Here is a 16,637-nt window from a genome sequence, read left to right as displayed (position 1 = left end):
TTTCTAAACGCGTTGTTCAAATCAACATCCTGAAAGACTGTTTGGCTGTGGTCCGTCGCGGTGAGCGGCGAATCTCTCGATCCCTGAGAACACAGCCTATGTCAGAAATGCATTCGGCGCTGTCTGCAGGACAGCGCCGATGGGTATCAATGGATCAGGCCGACCCGCGACAGGTTGGGCAGGTGGCTGAGTTTGGGCTCTGGCCAGCTCATCCACACCGCAAAGGCCTTGCCGACGATGTTCCGGTCCGGAACCATGCCGTGCAGTTCCTTGGGAATGTTAGGGTCATCCCAGTAACGGCTGTCGTTGGAGTTGTCGCGGTTGTCGCCCATCATGAAGTAATGGCCGGCGGGTACCGTCCATTGCTGGTCCGGGGGCATGCGATAACGGGTCATTTCCTTGCGGATCAGGTGCTCGGCTTCGCCGAGCTTTTCCTTGTACAGCTCAGCGCTGCCCAAGGTACCCGGCTCGGCACCGACCAGCTGTTCGGCAATTGGCTGGCCGTTGACGAACAGCCGCTTGTCGCTGGTGTATCGGATCTGGTCGCCCGGCAGGCCAACCACACGCTTGATGTAGTTGACGTTCGGGTCGCTCGGGTAGCGGAACACCATTACATCGCCGCGCTGCGGGTCACCGACCTCGATGACTTTCTTGTCGATCACCGGCAGGCGAATGCCGTAGGAGAACTTGTTCACCAGGATGAAGTCGCCTACTTCCAGCGTCGGCTTCATCGACCCCGAAGGAATCTGAAACGGCTCAACCAGAAACGAGCGCAGCACCAGCACGATGAACAGCACCGGAAAGAACGACTTGCCGTATTCCACCAGCAGCGGCTCTTTGCTCAGGCGCTCGACAACGGCCACTTCTGGCTGCGTGACACTGCCTTGATAGTTGGCGACCGCTGCCCGCCGGCGTGGCGCCAGGAACAGCAGGTCGATCAAGCCCAACAGGCCGCAGACGGCTACAGCGATGACTAGCAACAGCGGGAAATTTAGCGACATAGGACCTAGCTATCCAACCTGAGCACGGCGAGGAAGGCTTCTTGTGGAATCTCCACGTTACCAACCTGTTTCATGCGTTTCTTACCGGCCTTCTGCTTCTCCAGCAGCTTCTTCTTACGGCTGACGTCACCACCGTAACACTTGGCCAGTACGTTCTTTCTGAGCGCCTTGACGGTTGTGCGCGCAATGATCTGGCCGCCAATGGCTGCCTGGATCGCTACGTCGAACATCTGCCGGGGGATCAGTTCTTTCATCTTCTCAGTCAACGCACGGCCTTTATAGGCCGCATTGTCGCGATGCACGATCAATGCCAGGGCATCGACCTTGTCGCCGTTGATCAGTACATCCAGTTTGACCAGGTTGGCAGACTGGTAGCGATCGAAATGATAGTCCAGCGACGCATAACCGCGGCTCGTGGATTTCAGGCGGTCGAAGAAGTCCAGTACCACTTCGTTCATCGGCATGTCGTAACGCACCTGCACCTGGCTGCCCAGGAACTGCATGTCACGCTGTACGCCACGTTTCTCGATGCACAGGGTGATGACGTTACCCAGGTGCTCCTGCGGTACCAGGATGGTCGCGGTGACGATCGGCTCGCGGAAGTCGGCAACGGCCGAAACGTCCGGCAGCTTCGACGGGTTGTCGACAACGATGGTTTCGCCGGTTTTCAGCTCCAGCTCGTAAATCACGCTTGGCGCGGTGGTGATCAGGTCCAGGTCGTACTCGCGCTCCAGGCGCTCCTGGATGATCTCCATGTGCAGCATGCCGAGGAAGCCGCAACGGAAGCCAAAGCCCAGTGCATCGGAGCTTTCCGGCATGTATTGCAGCGACGAGTCGTTCAGGGTCAGTTTCTGCAGGGCGTCACGGAAGTCCTCGAAATCGTCGGAACTGACCGGGAACAGGCCCGCATAAACCTGCGGCTGGATCTTCTTGAAGCCTGGCAGCACTTCCACTTCAGGGGTCGTGGACAAAGTCAGGGTGTCACCGACCGGTGCACCGTGAATGTCCTTGATGCTGGCAATGATGAAGCCCACTTCACCGGCCTTGAGGTCGGCGGTTTGGGTGTGTTTCGGCGTGAAGACACCGACGCTGTCGACCAAATGCACCTTGCCGGTGGACTTGACCAGGATCTTGTCGCCCTTCTTCACGCGGCCATGGCGCACGCGCACCAGGGAGACAACACCCAGGTAGTTGTCGAACCAGGAGTCGATGATCAGCGCTTGCAGTGGCGCTTCGATATCACCCTCAGGTGCAGGGATGGTTTGCACCAGGCGCTCCAGCACCTCGTCCACGCCCATACCGCTCTTGGCGCTGCAAGCAACGGCATCAGTGGCGTCGATGCCGATGATCTTCTCGATCTCGTCCTTGACGCGGTCCGGGTCGGCCTGGGGCAGGTCCATCTTGTTCAGGACTGGCATGACCTCCAGGCCCTGCTCGATGGCGGTGTAGCAGTTGGCCACGGACTGGGCTTCAACGCCCTGCCCCGCATCCACTACCAGCAGCGCACCCTCGCAGGCCGCCAGCGAGCGGGAAACTTCATAGGTGAAGTCCACGTGGCCGGGGGTATCGATGAAATTCAGCTGGTAGACCTTGCCGTCTTGCGCCTTGTAATTGAGCGTGACGCTGTGGGCCTTGATGGTGATACCGCGCTCACGCTCCAGATCCATGGAGTCCAGCACCTGAGCTTCCATTTCGCGTGCCGACAGGCCACCGCACATCTGGATGAAGCGATCGGCCAGCGTCGACTTGCCATGGTCGATGTGGGCGATGATGGAGAAATTGCGGATATGACTCAAATCACTCACGGGTCAACACTCGAAAAGGCTGCGAGCCGGACGCCCGCCGAAAAATAGCCGGGAATTGTACCTTAAGCTGCTGGGATATGGGAGATTCCTCTATCGGACTGTACACATCTATCGCGCTTTCAATTGTGAACTTTCATGAAAAAGGGCAGCCGAAGCTGCCCTTTGCTACCTGCGAAACGGCTTATTCAGCCAGTTTGAAGGTAATGAAGCTCGCACGCCCCTGACGCAACACACGCATCGACACCGAACGATTTTTCGGCAATTCCTTGGCAATTTCGGTGAACTGCTTGGCCGAAGCGATGGCCTGGTTGTTCAGGTGGCTGATCACGTCACCCGGACGCAGGCCAATCATGGCTGCCGGGCCGTCCTGGACTTCCTTGATGACCACGCCGCCCTTGAGCTCCAGCGTCTTTTTCTGCTCGGCGGTCAAGTCAGACACCGACACACCCAGACGGTTGCTGCTGCGCTCGGCACTGCCATCGGCACCGGTGCCAGCAGCGATGTCGGCGTCGTCGTCCGGCATGGCACCTACGGTGATATCCAGGTTCTGGCGCTTGCCGTTACGGATGATTTCCAACTTGGCCTTCTGGCCATCTTTCAAGGTACCAACCAGGTGCGGCAAGTCGGCGGACATGACGATCGGCTGGCCGTTCATGCTCAGAATCACGTCACCCACTTGCAGGCCGCCTTTGGCTGCCGGGCCGTCTTCCAGCACCTGGGCCACCAGAGCGCCAGCCGGTTTGTCGAGGCCAAACGACTCAGCCAGGTCTTTGTTGACCTCCTGAATCACCACGCCCAGCCAGCCACGGCTGACTTTGCCGTCCTTCTTCAACTGGTTGGAAACGTCGATGGCCACATCGATCGGAATGGCGAACGACAGGCCCATGAAGCCGCCCGAACGGGTGAAGATCTGCGAGTTGATGCCTACCACTTCACCGTTCATGTTGAACAGCGGGCCACCGGAGTTACCCGGGTTGATGGCCACGTCGGTCTGGATGAACGGCACGTAGGTATCGTTGGGCAGCGTACGACCCTTGGCGCTGACGATACCTTTGGTCACCGAATGGTCGAAGCCGAATGGCGAGCCGATAGCCAGCACCCACTCACCGACCTTGAGTTTTTCGGAGTCACCCAGCTTGACGGTCGGCAGGTTCTTGCCATCGACTTTGAGCAGGGCCACGTCCGTACGCGGGTCAGTGCCGACCAGCTTCGCCTGCAGCTCGCTGCGGTCCGACAGGCGGACGATGATCTCGTCGGCATCGGCAACAACGTGGTTGTTGGTCAACACATAGCCGTCGCTGGAGATGATGAAGCCCGAGCCCAATGATTGGGCCTCGCGCTGACGATCACCGCGCGGCGAACGCGGCTGCTGGGGGATATTACGCTCGAAGAACTCTCGGAACATCGGCGGTAGCCCTTCCAGGTCCGGCATCTGCCCGGAGGCGATGCGACGGTCCGGCAGCTTCTGCTTGGTACTGATGTTGACCACGGCCGGCGAGGCCTGCTCGACCAGGGTAGTGAAGTCCGGCAGGGCTTCCTGGGCTTGGGCCGTAAGCACCTGGCCAAGCATGAGCACGGCGGCGAACATCGATAGGTAGGTTTTCAAGCGTGGTATTGACATACGGCTCCCGTCACAACGAGCGTAAGTTAGAAAGGCCCCCTGCAAACGCAGGAAAGGCCAGGCTCCAAGAAGTCTGACCTATAAAAAATTTACGGATGGATTGCAAATGACAATGCTTTAATTTCATTTCAGCCGCATGTCCGTCTTCCTTGCTTCGGGCCGAAAAGGCGCGCCATCACTGGCGCGCCTGGGCATCCTGGGGCCGCATTGACAACGCAATGCGCTCGGCGGTGCCCAGCGGAATTTCACCGACGACGGTGACCAACACCTTGCCTTTGGGTGTGTTCAAGCGGCGCGAAACAGCCACGGTAGGGCCAAGCTGGGTGCGCACATCTGCACCGGAATTGTCCTTGACGGGTTCCAGAAACACCGAGAAGCGGGCCAGACCGTCGTCATACATCAGGCTGCTGACAGTACTGTCTCGTGCAGGGTCGCGGCGCACGGCACTGTTAATCAGCTCGAAGCCAGGCGGGAGCCAGTCCGAGCGCCAACCCGCAACGCTTTCGGAAGCGGTGCGGGCCAAATGTTCAACGGGCTTGCAGCCAGTACCTGGCTGAAGATCTTCGTCGGTAGGTGGTCGGTCGGTATCCAGGCGGGTTACCTGGAACCGCTCCAGCAATTGGCCCTTGTCGTTGAGCATCAACGAGCGCAGTGGCAAGCCTGTCTGACGGTCCAGATTCAGCTCGAATGCATATCGATGCTGGTCCCGCGGCGTAAGGGTGACGATCACTGCGTCGCGACCGGCTACCCGAGCCTTGCCTGCAAGGCGCAGGTCGTACCAACTCATCAGTTTAAGGGGATCAAGCACACGTGGAGCAGAGTCGGGCGGGGTGCCTACACCACTGACCAAGGCGCCACTCACGCACTGCACGTTGCCGTCCACCCGCACGATTTCCTGGGCGGCGCCATCGAGCTGCAACAGCCGCTCGCTGACTTTACCGTCCTGAACACGATGCCAGATGTCGTGGGAAGAAAAGCTGCCGTTTCGTTCGTAAACGAAAGAACCCTGGTAACTCTGCTTTTGCTCGGCCTGTGCCAGCTTGTTCAGCCATTCGCTCGCCTCGGGCGAAGAATTGGCCGCCAATGCTGGCACCGTCATGAAGCTGCCAATAAGCAGCGACAGGAGAGGTAGCGCGCGCATGATCCTCCTTACTTAGCGGTTTTCCAGGCTGGCGGCGCGGGCATACGGCAGGGCGCTTTCAGTGCCCTTGAGCGCGGATTCCTGCGCGTGTTGGCGCAAATAACCCGGCAGACGCTGATCCCAGCCGGCCTGGTTCTGCAGCACGCCATTGGCCATCGGCCCGGTCGGTTGCTCACTGCTTTCACTATAGCCTGCCAAAACAGCCGGGCCTTGAGTTTGTGGCATGCTCAGGCCTTGCTGTGCCGGTTGCTGAGCAGCCAGCTCGGCGCCCGTGATCTCGTCCTGGTTGTACATGCGTACACCGGCCAGCACGGCTACAGTGACCGAAGCGGCAACGGCCAGGCGGCCAATGCTGCGCCACGGGCCTTGCTTGGTTTTGGCCGGCACGGCTTCATCAGCCAGCGCTGCAGAGACCGCCGAAGCGATGTCCAGCTTGGGCAGCAGCAGTTCCTTGTGCATGGCTGCACGAGCTACCTGGTAACGCGACCAGGTAGCACGGGTTTCGGCATCGTCGACGGCGTTCAACACCCGACGCAATTCCAGTTCGTCCGCTTCGTTGTCCATTACCGCGGACAGCGATTCCTGCAAAGCTTCACGACTCATGGCGGTTCCTCTCTTGGCTGTCGCCGCTGTCTCAGGTTTCCTGCAACAACGGCTGCAGGGCTTTGTCTATGGCCTCCCGAGCGCGGAAGATTCGAGAGCGCACGGTACCCACCGGGCATTGCATGACACTGGCAATGTCCTCGTAACTCAACCCGTCGAACTCACGCAGGGTCAACGCCGTGCGCAAATCTTCGGGCAGTTGCTGGATGGTGCGATGGACAGTGCCTTCGATTTCATCCCGCAACAACGAGCGCTCTGGGGACTCGAGATCCTTGAGACCATGATCGCCGTCGTAAAACTCCGCGTCCTCGGAGCTCACATCGCTGTCTGGTGGCCGTCTTCCACGGGACACCAAGTAGTTCTTCGCCGTGTTGATGGCGATGCGGTACAGCCAGGTATAAAACGCACTGTCTCCGCGGAAATTGCCAAGCGCGCGATAGGCCTTGATAAAGGCTTCCTGCGCTACATCCTGGGCCTCGTGGGTGTCGTGGACGAACCGCACGATCAACCCGAGAATCTTGTGCTGATACTTCAGCACCAACAGATCAAACGCTCGCCTGTCACCGCGCTGTACGCGCTCTACAAGCTGCTGATCCTCTTCCTGGGTTAGCATGAACACTCCTCAGTGAACTCGAAGGAGCGTTGCAACAGCCATCGTTCAGGCTTGCAACCATAGACTCGGGCTTTGCGCAAAAGTTCTCCCCTCCAAGCAAGATTCCTGCAGCCCTTGGTCGGCTTGCAGGAAAGACACGGCGCGGTCACGGCGCGCTGCATCAATAATCAGGTTTCGAATACGCAGGTGTCAGCCCGGATAGAGCTGCCGCCCTGCGTCGCCGCGGCAAATGGTGGCGTGCGGGCAGCCTTCATAGGATTTCCGGCCATGACGGAAAGTTCCCCGCAAGTGCTACACCGCATCACATGTGGCATGGAAATTGGCCACCGCAGGCTGCTATAAAGGCAACCCGGCCTGCATTCACGATAGTTTCACAATGCCATCTGCGCGTGACTATTGTGCCGTGCCACTTCCAAAGATTACTAGTGTCCCGACATGAGCCAACAATTCCAACATGATGTCCTGGTGATCGGCAGCGGCGCCGCCGGTCTCAGCCTGGCACTGAACCTTCCCGGCCACCTGCGCATTGCCGTACTGAGCAAGGGTGACCTGGCCAACGGTTCCACCTATTGGGCCCAAGGCGGTGTTGCCGCCGTGCTTGACGACACCGATACCGTGCAGTCCCATGTCGAGGACACGCTTAACGCCGGTGGTGGCCTGTGCGACGAAGACGCCGTGCGCTTCACCGTCGAGCACAGCCGCGAGGCCATCGAGTGGCTGATCGAACAGGGCGTACCGTTCACGCGTGACGAGCATTACAGCGTCGACGACGGCGGCTTCGAGTTTCACCTCACCCGTGAGGGCGGCCACAGCCACCGTCGCATCATCCATGCCGCTGACGCCACCGGTGCAGCCATCTTCACCACACTGCTGGCGCAGGCACGCCAACGCCCTAACATCGAACTGCTTGAACAGCGCGTGGCGGTCGACCTGATTACCGAGCGCAGGCTGGGGCTTGACGGGGAGCGTTGCCTGGGTGCCTACGTCCTGAACCGAAACACCGGCGAGGTAGACACCTACGGTGCCCGGTTCACCGTGCTGGCCACCGGTGGCGCCGCCAAGGTCTATCTCTATACCAGCAACCCCGATGGCGCTTGCGGTGATGGCATTGCCATGGCCTGGCGCGCCGGTTGCCGGGTGGCGAATCTGGAATTCAACCAGTTCCACCCTACCTGCCTGTACCACCCGCAGGCCAAAAGCTTCCTGATCACCGAGGCCTTGCGCGGTGAAGGTGCACTGCTGCGCCTGCCCAACGGCGAGCGCTTCATGCCGCGCTTCGACCCGCGAGAAGAGCTGGCACCCCGTGACATCGTGGCCCGCGCCATCGACCACGAAATGAAGCGACTGGGCGTTGATTGCGTGTACCTGGACATCACGCACAAGCCGGCAGACTTCATAAAGAACCATTTCCCGACCGTCTACGAGCGGTGCCTGACATTCGGCATCGACATTACCCGCCAGCCAATCCCGGTGGTGCCAGCTGCCCATTACACCTGTGGTGGCGTCATGGTCGACGATCGCGGGCACACCGACGTGCCGGGCCTGTACGCCATTGGCGAAACCAGCTTCACCGGCCTGCACGGTGCCAACCGCATGGCCAGCAACTCGCTGCTGGAATGTTTCGTTTATGGCCGTGCCGCAGCGGCGGACATCCAGGCACATCTGGACCGGGTCAGCATGCCCACCACCTTGCCAGGCTGGGATGCCAGCCAGGTCACCGATTCGGACGAAGACGTGATCATTGCGCACAACTGGGACGAACTGCGGCGTTTCATGTGGGACTATGTTGGCATCGTGCGCACCAGCAAGCGCTTGCAGCGTGCCGAGCACCGTATCCGCCTGTTGCTTGACGAAATCGACGAGTTTTACAGCAATTACAAGGTCAGCCGGGATCTGATCGAACTGCGTAACCTGGCGCAAGTGGCGGAGTTGATGATTCGTTCGGCAATGCAGCGCAAGGAGAGCCGCGGGTTGCATTACACGCTGGATTACCCAGGGATGCTGGCAGAGGCGCGAGATACCGTGCTCAGTCCGGGCTGAACTCGGCGACGCCCGCATCGCGGCTGAAGCCGCTCCTACAGGCCTGGGGCCCGCCCTGTGGAAGCGCTGCCAAACCTGCGTCGGCTGAACTTCAGCCGCACGCGCAGCCGACGATGCTCATCCATGCCAAGGGCATCCTGGGGGATACATTGACTCTCGCCGAACCAGCACCCCACCCGCTTGAAGCGTAGTACTACAAGCACCGGCAAGGCCACGCTATCCCGGCACAGCCGCACCGGCTGCCAACCCATCGCGCGGCTGTAGACTCGCCAGCCGAGCACATCACGGCGCAAGCCCGTCACGGCCTGTGCATGCGTCAGTAGAATTCGTCGTGGAATTGCCCACCAAGCGTGGGCAACACAACCAAGTGTGGCAGGCAGATCAACCCACTGGGGCACATCACTCAACCAGATGGCACCCAGCGCCAGCACCTGGCCAATCAGGTAGCACGCCAGCAAGAGTAGCGACCCCTGCCAGCGGCACTCGAACCAATTACTTGGGCTGGACACGGTCCAGGATGATGCGGACCATGCGCTGCAGTTCCGGGTCTTCGGACTCGGTGCGCTCCATGAACCAGCCGAACATGTCCTGATCCTCGCAGCTCAGCAGGCGCACATACAGTTCGCGGTCGGCTTCGCTCAGGGTCGGGTAGACCTCTTGAGTGAATGGCACCAGCAGCACGTCCAGCTCAAGCATGCCACGGCGGCTATGCCAGAAAAGCCGGTTGAGTTCAGTTTGTTCGACCATGGGGCCCTCCTCGAATGGTCGCGCAGTATACCGCGCAACCGGGCACGCGACACCGGGCGTTGGTCTAGTCACCTACCTATTTTGTTACTGGCGTTCTATGATGGCCGCCAGTCTTTAGCCACCGCGATCACCCATGGCCGATTCCGCTTTCTTCTGCCCTCTGTCCCATGAGGGCATCCTCGCCGTCCGCGGCTCCGATGCCGGCAAGTTCCTGCAGGGTCAGTTGACCTGCAATATCAACTACCTGAGCCAGGAGCATGCCAGCCTTGGCGCACGCTGCATGGTCAAGGGGCGCATGCAGTCGAGCTTCCGAATCTTGCCCGAAGGCAACGGTTACCTGCTGGCAATGGCCAGCGAGCTGCTTGAGCCGCAACTGGCCGACCTGAAGAAGTACGCCGTGTTCTCCAAGGCCACGCTGGCTGACGAAAGCGCGGCATGGGCACGTTTTGGCTTGCAGGGCGGTGCTGATGTTTTGCAAGCGTTGGGCCTGGCCCTGCCTGAACACGCCGGCTCCACCGTGCGCCAGGACGGATTGATTGCCATCACCGTCTCCGAAGGCCGCGCCGAGCTGTGGGCCCCTGCCGAGGTTGCTGCAACGGTTCGTGAGAAACTGGCCGCTGCATTGCCCGAAGCGCCACTGAACGACTGGCTGCTGGGGCAGGTACGTGCGGGCATCGGTCAGGTCATGGGCCCGACTCGCGAACTCTTCATCCCCCAGATGATCAACTTGCAGGCGGTCGATGGCGTAAGTTTCAAGAAGGGCTGCTATACCGGCCAGGAAATCGTTGCCCGCATGCAGTACCTGGGCAAGCTCAAGCGCCGGCAATATCGCCTGGCGCTCGATGCGTGCGAGGCCCCAACGCCAGCCACCGAGATTTTCTCGCCGGTTCATGGCTCGTCGGTGGGTGAAGTGGTGATCGCCGCAAACGCGGCCCTTGGCTGTGAACTGCTCGCAGTATTGAGCGCCGAGGCCGTGGAAAGCGGCAAGCTGCACTTGGGCAGCCTGGAAGGGCCAAGCCTGCAGGTACTCGACCTGCCATACGAACTGGACCGCGATCGAGAAATCCAGCGCTGACACCTTTGCAGTAGAGAAGTCCATGAACAAGCTGGCCGAGATGGTCCAAGCGCAGTTGCTTGCCGCCATCGACAACGATGACCTGGTCCTGCCGACGCTGCCCGAGGTTGCCTTGAGCATCCGCGAGGCCGCCGAAGACAGCGAAATCAGCGTTGCCGCGTTGAGCAAGGTGATCGGCCGCGACGCTGCGCTGTCAGCGCGCCTGATCAAAGTGGTCAACAGCCCCCTGTTGCGCGCGGCGGTAGAAGTCACGGACCTGCACACTGCCATCACGCGACTGGGGATCAACTACAGTTGCAACCTGGCGATCGGCCTGGTGATCGAGCAGATTTTCCATGCTCGCTCGCCGGCTGTAGAGCAAAAGTTGCGGGATATCTGGGCCAACAGCCTGGAAGTTGCCGGTATCAGCTACGAGTTGTGCCGTCGCTACACTCAGCTCAAACCAGACCAGGCAACCCTTGGCGGGTTGGTGAATCAGATCGGCGCCCTGCCCGTGCTGATCTATGCCGAAGAGCACAATGAGCTGCTTTCCGACCCGGTGTGCCTGCACTATGTGATCGAGCAGATTCAGCCCGTGCTTGGTGACAAAATCCTTTCGTCCTGGGAGTTTCCGGAGCAGTTGGTGAACCTGCCCAGCCAAGTGCAGGACCTGGACCGCCAAACCGACAAGGTCGACTACATCGATGTGGTGCAGATTGCCCGCTGCATCAGCCTGCGAGGGCGTAACCGGCCGTTGGCGGCGCTGCCGGCCTACCGGCATCTGGGGCTGCCTTTCGGTACGGAACTGGAGATGGGCGAACTGCTGGAAGCGCGGAGCATGTTGCGCGGATAGAGTGATGCCCGTGCGGGTTTCGTCTCGGGAAATTCCGCACGGCTAACCGTCAATCCGCAATGAAACTCACCCGAACCTTCAACCCGCCCTTCTCCCCGTCATGCAGGCTGATCTGCGCCAGATGTGCCCGGCAGATTTCCCCCACAATGGCCAGCCCAAGGCCGCTCCCCTGTGCACTACGCCGGTAGAATCGCTCGAACACCCGTTCACGCTCGTCTTCGGGAATACCCGGCCCATCATCCTCCACCTCAAGTAGCGCAGGCGCGAGCACACGCAGGATCACGTTGCCACCCGATGGCGTATGGGCCAATGCGTTATCCACCAGGTTGCTGAGCAATTCGTTGAGCAAAGTCGGCTCGCCTTTGAGCCACACCGGCGCCTCGGCCTCCAGCGCCAATGCCACCCCCCGGTTGTAGGCCAACGGTGCCATCGCCATACCCAGTTCACGGGCAAGCTGGCTCAAGTCCAGGCGCTGCGCACCACCTTCGGCAATCGCCCGGGCACCGTTTTCCACCCGCGCAAGCGATAACAGCTGGTTAGCCAAGTGAGTCAGGCGATCTGTGCCCTGGGCTGCAGATTCGAGCGTTTGCCGCCACTCGTCAGGCTGCTGCGAACGCAACCCCAGTTCCACCCGGGCCTTGAGTGCAGCCAAGGGGGTACGCAGTTCATGGGCAGCCTCGGCAATGAATTGAGCCTGCCGCTCGAACTGCCCGCGCAAGCGCTCGGTGAAGTGGTTCAGGGCGCGCACCAACGGGTCCAGCTCACGCTGTACCTGCACGACCGGCAGTGCACGCAGGTCATCCGGCTGGCGCTCCTCCACCGCCGTACGCAGGCGCTCCAGTGGTCGCAGCGCCGCGCTCACCGCAAACCAGACCATCACCAACGCGCCGAGCGCCAGCATGCCCAGGCGTAGCAGTGTGTCGGCCATCAAGCCGCGGGCCATGCGCACCCGCGCCTCTTCGGTTTCGGCCACGCGGATTTCGGCCATGCCGTTCATGTTCGGCTCGGTCACGGCCTTGAGCAGGCTGACCACCCGCACGTCCTGGCCGAGGTAAGTCGCATCGTAAAAGCGCGCCAATGCAGGGTAATCATCGGTGCGCGGGGTGCCCGGCGGCGGCGGCGGGAGCTTTTCGTAGCCGGAGATCAGCTTTTGGTTGATATCCAGCACCTGGTAGTAGATGCGCCCGGCACTGTCGTAGGCGAACGTATCCAGTGCCACGTACGGTACATCGGCGCTCAACGTGCCGTCGCGCTGCGACAGGCCCGCGGCGATCGTCCTGGCTGAAGCCAGCAAGGTACGGTCGTAGGCGGTATCAGCGGCCTCACGCCCGTTCCAGTAGGCACTCAGGCCGCTGGCCAGCATCAGCACCACCAGCAGCAGCGCAAGGTTGCCCAGCAGCCGACCGCGCAGGCTGCCGTTGTCACGCATCGCGGTGCTCGAGCAAATAGCCCAGGCCGCGGAAAGTCACGATGGCCACCGGGTGGCCGTCGAGTTTCTTGCGCAGGCGATGGATGTAGATTTCGATCGCATCGGGGCTGGCTTCTTCGTCCAGCCCAAACACCTGGGCAGCGAGCTGCTCCTTGCTCATCACCCGCCCGGGGCGAGCGATCAGCGCTTCGAGCACGCTTTGCTCGCGGGAAGTCAGCGTGAGGTTGTCTTCGCCCAAGCTGAAACGCCGGGTGTCGAGGTCGTAAACCAACGGGCCGCAACGCTGCTGGCGCTCGCCGCCCAGCACACTGCGGCGCAGCAACGCTTTGACACGGGCTTCAAGCTCGGTGAGTTCAAACGGCTTCGCCAGGTAGTCGTCGGCCCCCAGGTTAAGGCCGTGCACCCGGTCCTTGACGTCGCTGCGGGCGGTCAACATCAGCACCGGCACCGTCTTGCCGCGGCTACGCAGGCGCGCCAGCACTTCAAAACCGTCCATGCGCGGCAGGCCCACATCCAGCACGGCAACGGCATATTCCTCACTGGCCAGGGCCAGGTCGGCGGCCACGCCGTCGTGCAATACATCCACGGTCAAACCATGGCTTTTGAGGGCCTGAGCCACGCTTTCGGCCAGTGGCAGGTGGTCTTCGACCAACAACACACGCATCGATTTCTCCCAGCTCGGGTGGGGCAGTGGCGCGGAGTGTACCGCTGTCGCAAGGCCTGTGAAGCCCCTTGTAACAAACCTTTCGCGCTGAAAGGTTAGCGAAAGGTTCGTTACCTAGCATCGCACCACGGTCGCTCCACGCGCCGAAATAAGCACCAGCAAGGTGCATCGAACAAGAATAATAAACGGAGTCATCCCGATGCTGTCATCGCAGCCTCAGGCGCTTGCGCCTAGCCGTTCCCTGTCCGCACGCCCTTCTGCCATCGCCAGTGCACTCGCGCTTGCCGGTGTCGCCCCGATGAGCCAGGCCGCCTTCTTCGAAGACAGCACGGCCACCTTCGAAACCCGCAACATGTACTTCAACCGCGACTTCCGCGACGGCACCAGCGCGCAGCAATCCAAGCGCGACGAATGGGCCCAGGGCTTCATGCTCAATTTCGAGTCCGGCTACACCGATGGCACCGTGGGTTTTGGCCTGGACGCGTTGGGCATGCTGGGCGTCAAACTCGACTCCAGCCCCGACCGCACCGACACCGGCCTGCTGCCCACCCATGACGACGGCAAGGCTGCCGACGAATACTCCAAGCTTGGCCTGACCGGCAAGATCAAGGTTTCCAAGACCGAACTGAAGGTCGGCACGCTGATGCCTGAATTGCCAACCCTGCAGCCCAACGACGGGCGCATCCTGCCGCAAACCTTCGAAGGCGGCCTGCTGACCTCCAACGAGATCAAGAACCTAACCTTCACGGGCGGGCGCCTGGAAAAGGCCAAGGACCGCAACGACACCAACTGGGAAGACCTGGCCCTCAACAACAAGAACGGCCGCTTCGGCGGCACGTTCACGGCCGACAACTTCGACCTGGCGGGCCTGGACTACAAGTTCACCGACCGCATCACCGGCAGCTATCACTACGCCCAGCTCGATGATATCTATCGCCAGCACTTCCTCGGCATGCTTGCCACCCAACCGTGGGGCCCGGGCACCTTCGGCGCCGACCTGCGCCTGGCAATGAGCGACGACCAGGGCGCGGCCAAGGCTGGCAACATCGACAACACCACCGTCAACGGCATGCTCAGCTACGCGCTGGGCGGGCACAAGGTGAGTGCTGCCTATCAGCACCTGTCCGGCGACAGCGCGTTCCCATACGTCGACGGCGCCGACCCGTACCTGGTCAACTTCGTGCAGATCAACGACTTCGCCGGTGCCGATGAGCGCTCCTGGCAAGTGCGCTACGACTACAACTTCGCCGCCCTCGGCATCCCAGGCCTGACCTTCATGACCCGCTACATCAACGGCGACAACGTCAGCCGCGCCGATGGCAGCGAGGGCAAGGAATGGGAGCGCAACACCGAGTTCAAGTACGTGGTACAAAGCGGCCCGTTGAAAAACGTCGCCGTGCGCCTGCGTAACGCCACCTTCCGCTCCAACTTCGCCCGCGACGCGGACGAGGTGCGGCTGCTGGTGAGCTACAGCGTCGCCCTGTGGTAACCCATAACAACAACGCTCACGGAGATTGACGATGACCTTTTCACTGCGCCGCCTCGCCCTCGCCACCGGCTGCCTGCTGCTGGCCGGCAACGCCCTCGCCGCCGAACCGAAACGCCCTGAATGCATCGCCCCGGCCTCGCCGGGCGGTGGTTTCGACCTGACCTGCAAACTGGTGCAAAGCGCACTGGTGGAAGAGAAGATCCTCAGCAAGCCGATGCGCGTCACTTACATGCCTGGTGGTGTCGGCGCGGTGGCCTACAACGCCGTGGTGGCTCAGCGGCCCGGGGATGCAGGCACCTTGGTAGCCTGGTCCAGCGGTTCGCTGTTGAACCTGGCCCAGGGCAAGTTCGGCCGTTTCGATGAAAATGCAGTGAAATGGCTGGCGGCGGTCGGCACCAGCTACGGTGCCATCGCAGTGAAAAGCGATTCGCCCTACAAAACCCTCGACGACCTGGTCGCGGCGCTGAAGAAAGACCCGAGCAAAGTCGTGATCGGGTCCGGCGGCACTGTAGGCAGCCAGGACTGGATGCAAACTGCACTGATTGCCAAGGCCGCCGGCATCAACCCCCGCGACCTGCGCTATGTAGCACTCGAAGGTGGCGGTGAGATCGCCACGGCCCTGCTGGGGGGCCACATCCAGGTTGGCTCTACCGATATTTCCGACTCCATGCCGCACATTCAGAGCGGCAACATGCGCATCCTTGCCGTGTTCTCGGAAAACCGCCTGGACGAGCCGGAGATGAAGGACATCCCCACCGCCAAGGAACAGGGCTACGACATCGTCTGGCCGGTGGTGCGTGGCTTCTACCTCGGGCCAAAGGTAAGCGACGAGGATTACGCCTGGTGGAAGCAGTCTTTCGACAAGATGCTGGCCTCCGAGGACTTCGCCAAGCTGCGTGACCAGCGCGAGCTGTTCCCGTTCGCCATGACCGGTGAAGAGCTGGACGGTTATGTGAAGAAGCAGGTGGCGGACTACAAGGCGCTGGCCAAGGAATTCGGCCTGATCCAGTAAGCCGCTCTGTGTAAGAGCGGCCTCGCCGGGACGCCGATCCGACCGGTCCGGCAAGGCCGCTCCTACAGACCAAGACCGCGTCGTTTTTCGACAGAGGACTTCCCGATGATCCTGCAACGCCTGTTCGCACTGGTTTTGCTGGCGGTGTGCGCCGCCCTGGCCGTAATGGCCTGGCCCTACCAGGCTGCCTTTTCCTATGAACCAGTTGGCCCACGCGCCTTCCCGCTGCTGATGCTTGGCCTGCTTGGCCTGGCCCTGCTGTACCTCGCCATCCGCCCTACGCCAATCGTGCGCAAGGATGACGAGCCCGAACTGGACCGTGAAACCCTGACCAAAATCGCCGCCTGCGTCGGCCTGCTGATCGTCTTCGCCAGTACTTTCGAGGCCCTTGGTTTCATCCTCAGTTCGATCCTTGTCGGCCTGCCGATGGCCCGCCTGTACGGTGGCCGATGGCTGCACAGCACCCTCGTGGTGGCCGCCATGAGCGTGTTTCTCTACTGGCTGTTCGACCGCGTCATGGACGTGCCCCTGCCCCTCGGCCTGCTGAGCGTACTGGAGAACTGAC

The 16,637-nt window shown here is 61.2% G+C and carries 16 protein-coding genes; 6 read left to right on the top strand and 10 right to left on the bottom strand.

The window, feature by feature from the left end:
• Positions 1 to 146 precede the first annotated feature (146 nt).
• The 6 genes from lepB to rpoE all read right to left on the bottom strand — a co-directional run bounded on the left by lepB (position 147) and on the right by rpoE (position 6,784).
• On the bottom strand, positions 147 to 1,001 hold the full coding sequence (gene lepB, locus PVV54_RS05225) for a signal peptidase I (protein WP_274908920.1): 855 nt from the start codon (positions 999 to 1,001) through the stop codon (positions 147 to 149).
• Between the two features lie 5 nt (positions 1,002 to 1,006).
• The gene (gene lepA / locus PVV54_RS05220; RefSeq protein ID WP_079226743.1) at positions 1,007 to 2,806 is read right to left on the bottom strand and encodes a translation elongation factor 4; all 1,800 of its coding nucleotides are present in this window, start codon (positions 2,804 to 2,806) and stop codon (positions 1,007 to 1,009) included.
• A 181-nt stretch (positions 2,807 to 2,987) separates the two neighbouring features.
• Positions 2,988 to 4,394 (bottom strand): DegQ family serine endoprotease, encoded by a 1,407-nt coding sequence (locus tag PVV54_RS05215; RefSeq protein WP_446731451.1) that lies wholly within the window; start codon positions 4,392 to 4,394, stop codon positions 2,988 to 2,990.
• A gap of 208 nt (positions 4,395 to 4,602) precedes the next feature.
• Entirely contained in the window at positions 4,603 to 5,568 is a 966-nt protein-coding gene (locus PVV54_RS05210) for a MucB/RseB C-terminal domain-containing protein (RefSeq protein WP_274908918.1), read from the bottom strand.
• Positions 5,569 to 5,580: 12 nt separating this feature from the next.
• A complete protein-coding gene (locus tag PVV54_RS05205; protein ID WP_274908917.1) occupies positions 5,581 to 6,171 on the bottom strand; it encodes a sigma-E factor negative regulatory protein in 591 nt (196 codons plus the stop codon).
• Between the two features lie 31 nt (positions 6,172 to 6,202).
• Positions 6,203 to 6,784 carry an RNA polymerase sigma factor RpoE gene (gene rpoE, locus PVV54_RS05200; RefSeq protein ID WP_003252049.1) on the bottom strand — a complete coding sequence of 194 codons (582 nt, stop codon included), beginning with the start codon at positions 6,782 to 6,784 and terminating at the stop codon, positions 6,203 to 6,205.
• Positions 6,785 to 7,219: 435 nt separating this feature from the next.
• On the opposite strand from rpoE, the gene nadB reads away from it, so the two are divergent.
• Positions 7,220 to 8,824 carry an L-aspartate oxidase gene (gene nadB, locus PVV54_RS05195; protein WP_274908916.1) on the top strand — a complete coding sequence of 535 codons (1,605 nt, stop codon included), beginning with the start codon at positions 7,220 to 7,222 and terminating at the stop codon, positions 8,822 to 8,824.
• A 35-nt stretch (positions 8,825 to 8,859) separates the two neighbouring features.
• Here nadB and PVV54_RS05190 read toward each other — a convergent pair whose 3' ends face one another.
• Positions 8,860 to 9,333 (bottom strand): protein YgfX, encoded by a 474-nt coding sequence (locus PVV54_RS05190; protein ID WP_274908915.1) that lies wholly within the window; start codon positions 9,331 to 9,333, stop codon positions 8,860 to 8,862.
• Complete coding sequence (locus tag PVV54_RS05185; RefSeq protein WP_008094993.1) at positions 9,317 to 9,571, bottom strand: FAD assembly factor SdhE; 255 nt, start codon at positions 9,569 to 9,571, stop codon at positions 9,317 to 9,319. The genes PVV54_RS05190 and PVV54_RS05185 overlap by 17 nt, the downstream gene beginning before the upstream one ends.
• 133 nt (positions 9,572 to 9,704) lie before the next feature.
• Here PVV54_RS05185 and ygfZ point away from each other — a divergent pair, with 133 nt between their 5' ends.
• Both ygfZ and PVV54_RS05175 read left to right on the top strand, forming a co-directional pair.
• The gene (gene ygfZ, locus PVV54_RS05180) at positions 9,705 to 10,646 is read left to right on the top strand and encodes a CAF17-like 4Fe-4S cluster assembly/insertion protein YgfZ (RefSeq protein WP_274908914.1); all 942 of its coding nucleotides are present in this window, start codon (positions 9,705 to 9,707) and stop codon (positions 10,644 to 10,646) included.
• Positions 10,647 to 10,668: 22 nt separating this feature from the next.
• Positions 10,669 to 11,478: an HDOD domain-containing protein gene (locus tag PVV54_RS05175; RefSeq protein ID WP_274908913.1), complete on the top strand. Its 810-nt coding sequence runs from the start codon at positions 10,669 to 10,671 to the stop codon at positions 11,476 to 11,478.
• Positions 11,479 to 11,527: 49 nt separating this feature from the next.
• Here PVV54_RS05175 and PVV54_RS05170 read toward each other — a convergent pair whose 3' ends face one another.
• Both PVV54_RS05170 and PVV54_RS05165 read right to left on the bottom strand, forming a co-directional pair.
• The gene (locus tag PVV54_RS05170; protein ID WP_274908912.1) at positions 11,528 to 12,907 is read right to left on the bottom strand and encodes a sensor histidine kinase; all 1,380 of its coding nucleotides are present in this window, start codon (positions 12,905 to 12,907) and stop codon (positions 11,528 to 11,530) included.
• Positions 12,900 to 13,571, bottom strand: a complete 672-nt coding sequence (locus PVV54_RS05165; protein ID WP_274908911.1) for a response regulator — start codon at positions 13,569 to 13,571, stop codon at positions 12,900 to 12,902. Before PVV54_RS05165 ends, PVV54_RS05170 begins: the two co-directional genes overlap by 8 nt.
• 199 nt (positions 13,572 to 13,770) lie before the next feature.
• On the opposite strand from PVV54_RS05165, the gene PVV54_RS05160 reads away from it, so the two are divergent.
• The 3 genes from PVV54_RS05160 (at position 13,771) to PVV54_RS05150 (ending at position 16,636) form a co-directional block, all read left to right on the top strand.
• Positions 13,771 to 15,060, top strand: a complete 1,290-nt coding sequence (locus PVV54_RS05160; protein WP_274908910.1) for an OprD family porin — start codon at positions 13,771 to 13,773, stop codon at positions 15,058 to 15,060.
• Positions 15,061 to 15,091: 31 nt separating this feature from the next.
• On the top strand, positions 15,092 to 16,072 hold the full coding sequence (locus tag PVV54_RS05155; RefSeq protein WP_274908909.1) for a Bug family tripartite tricarboxylate transporter substrate binding protein: 981 nt from the start codon (positions 15,092 to 15,094) through the stop codon (positions 16,070 to 16,072).
• A gap of 105 nt (positions 16,073 to 16,177) precedes the next feature.
• Complete coding sequence (locus PVV54_RS05150) at positions 16,178 to 16,636, top strand: tripartite tricarboxylate transporter TctB family protein (RefSeq protein ID WP_274908908.1); 459 nt, start codon at positions 16,178 to 16,180, stop codon at positions 16,634 to 16,636.
• The last annotated feature ends 1 nt before the right edge of the window (position 16,637 follow it).

It is taken from the genome of Pseudomonas sp. PSKL.D1 (genome assembly GCF_028898945.1).
Classification (GTDB): domain Bacteria; phylum Pseudomonadota; class Gammaproteobacteria; order Pseudomonadales; family Pseudomonadaceae; genus Aquipseudomonas.
Note: the sequence above shows the minus strand (reverse complement) of the source record. Positions and strands in the feature narration are given on the sequence as shown.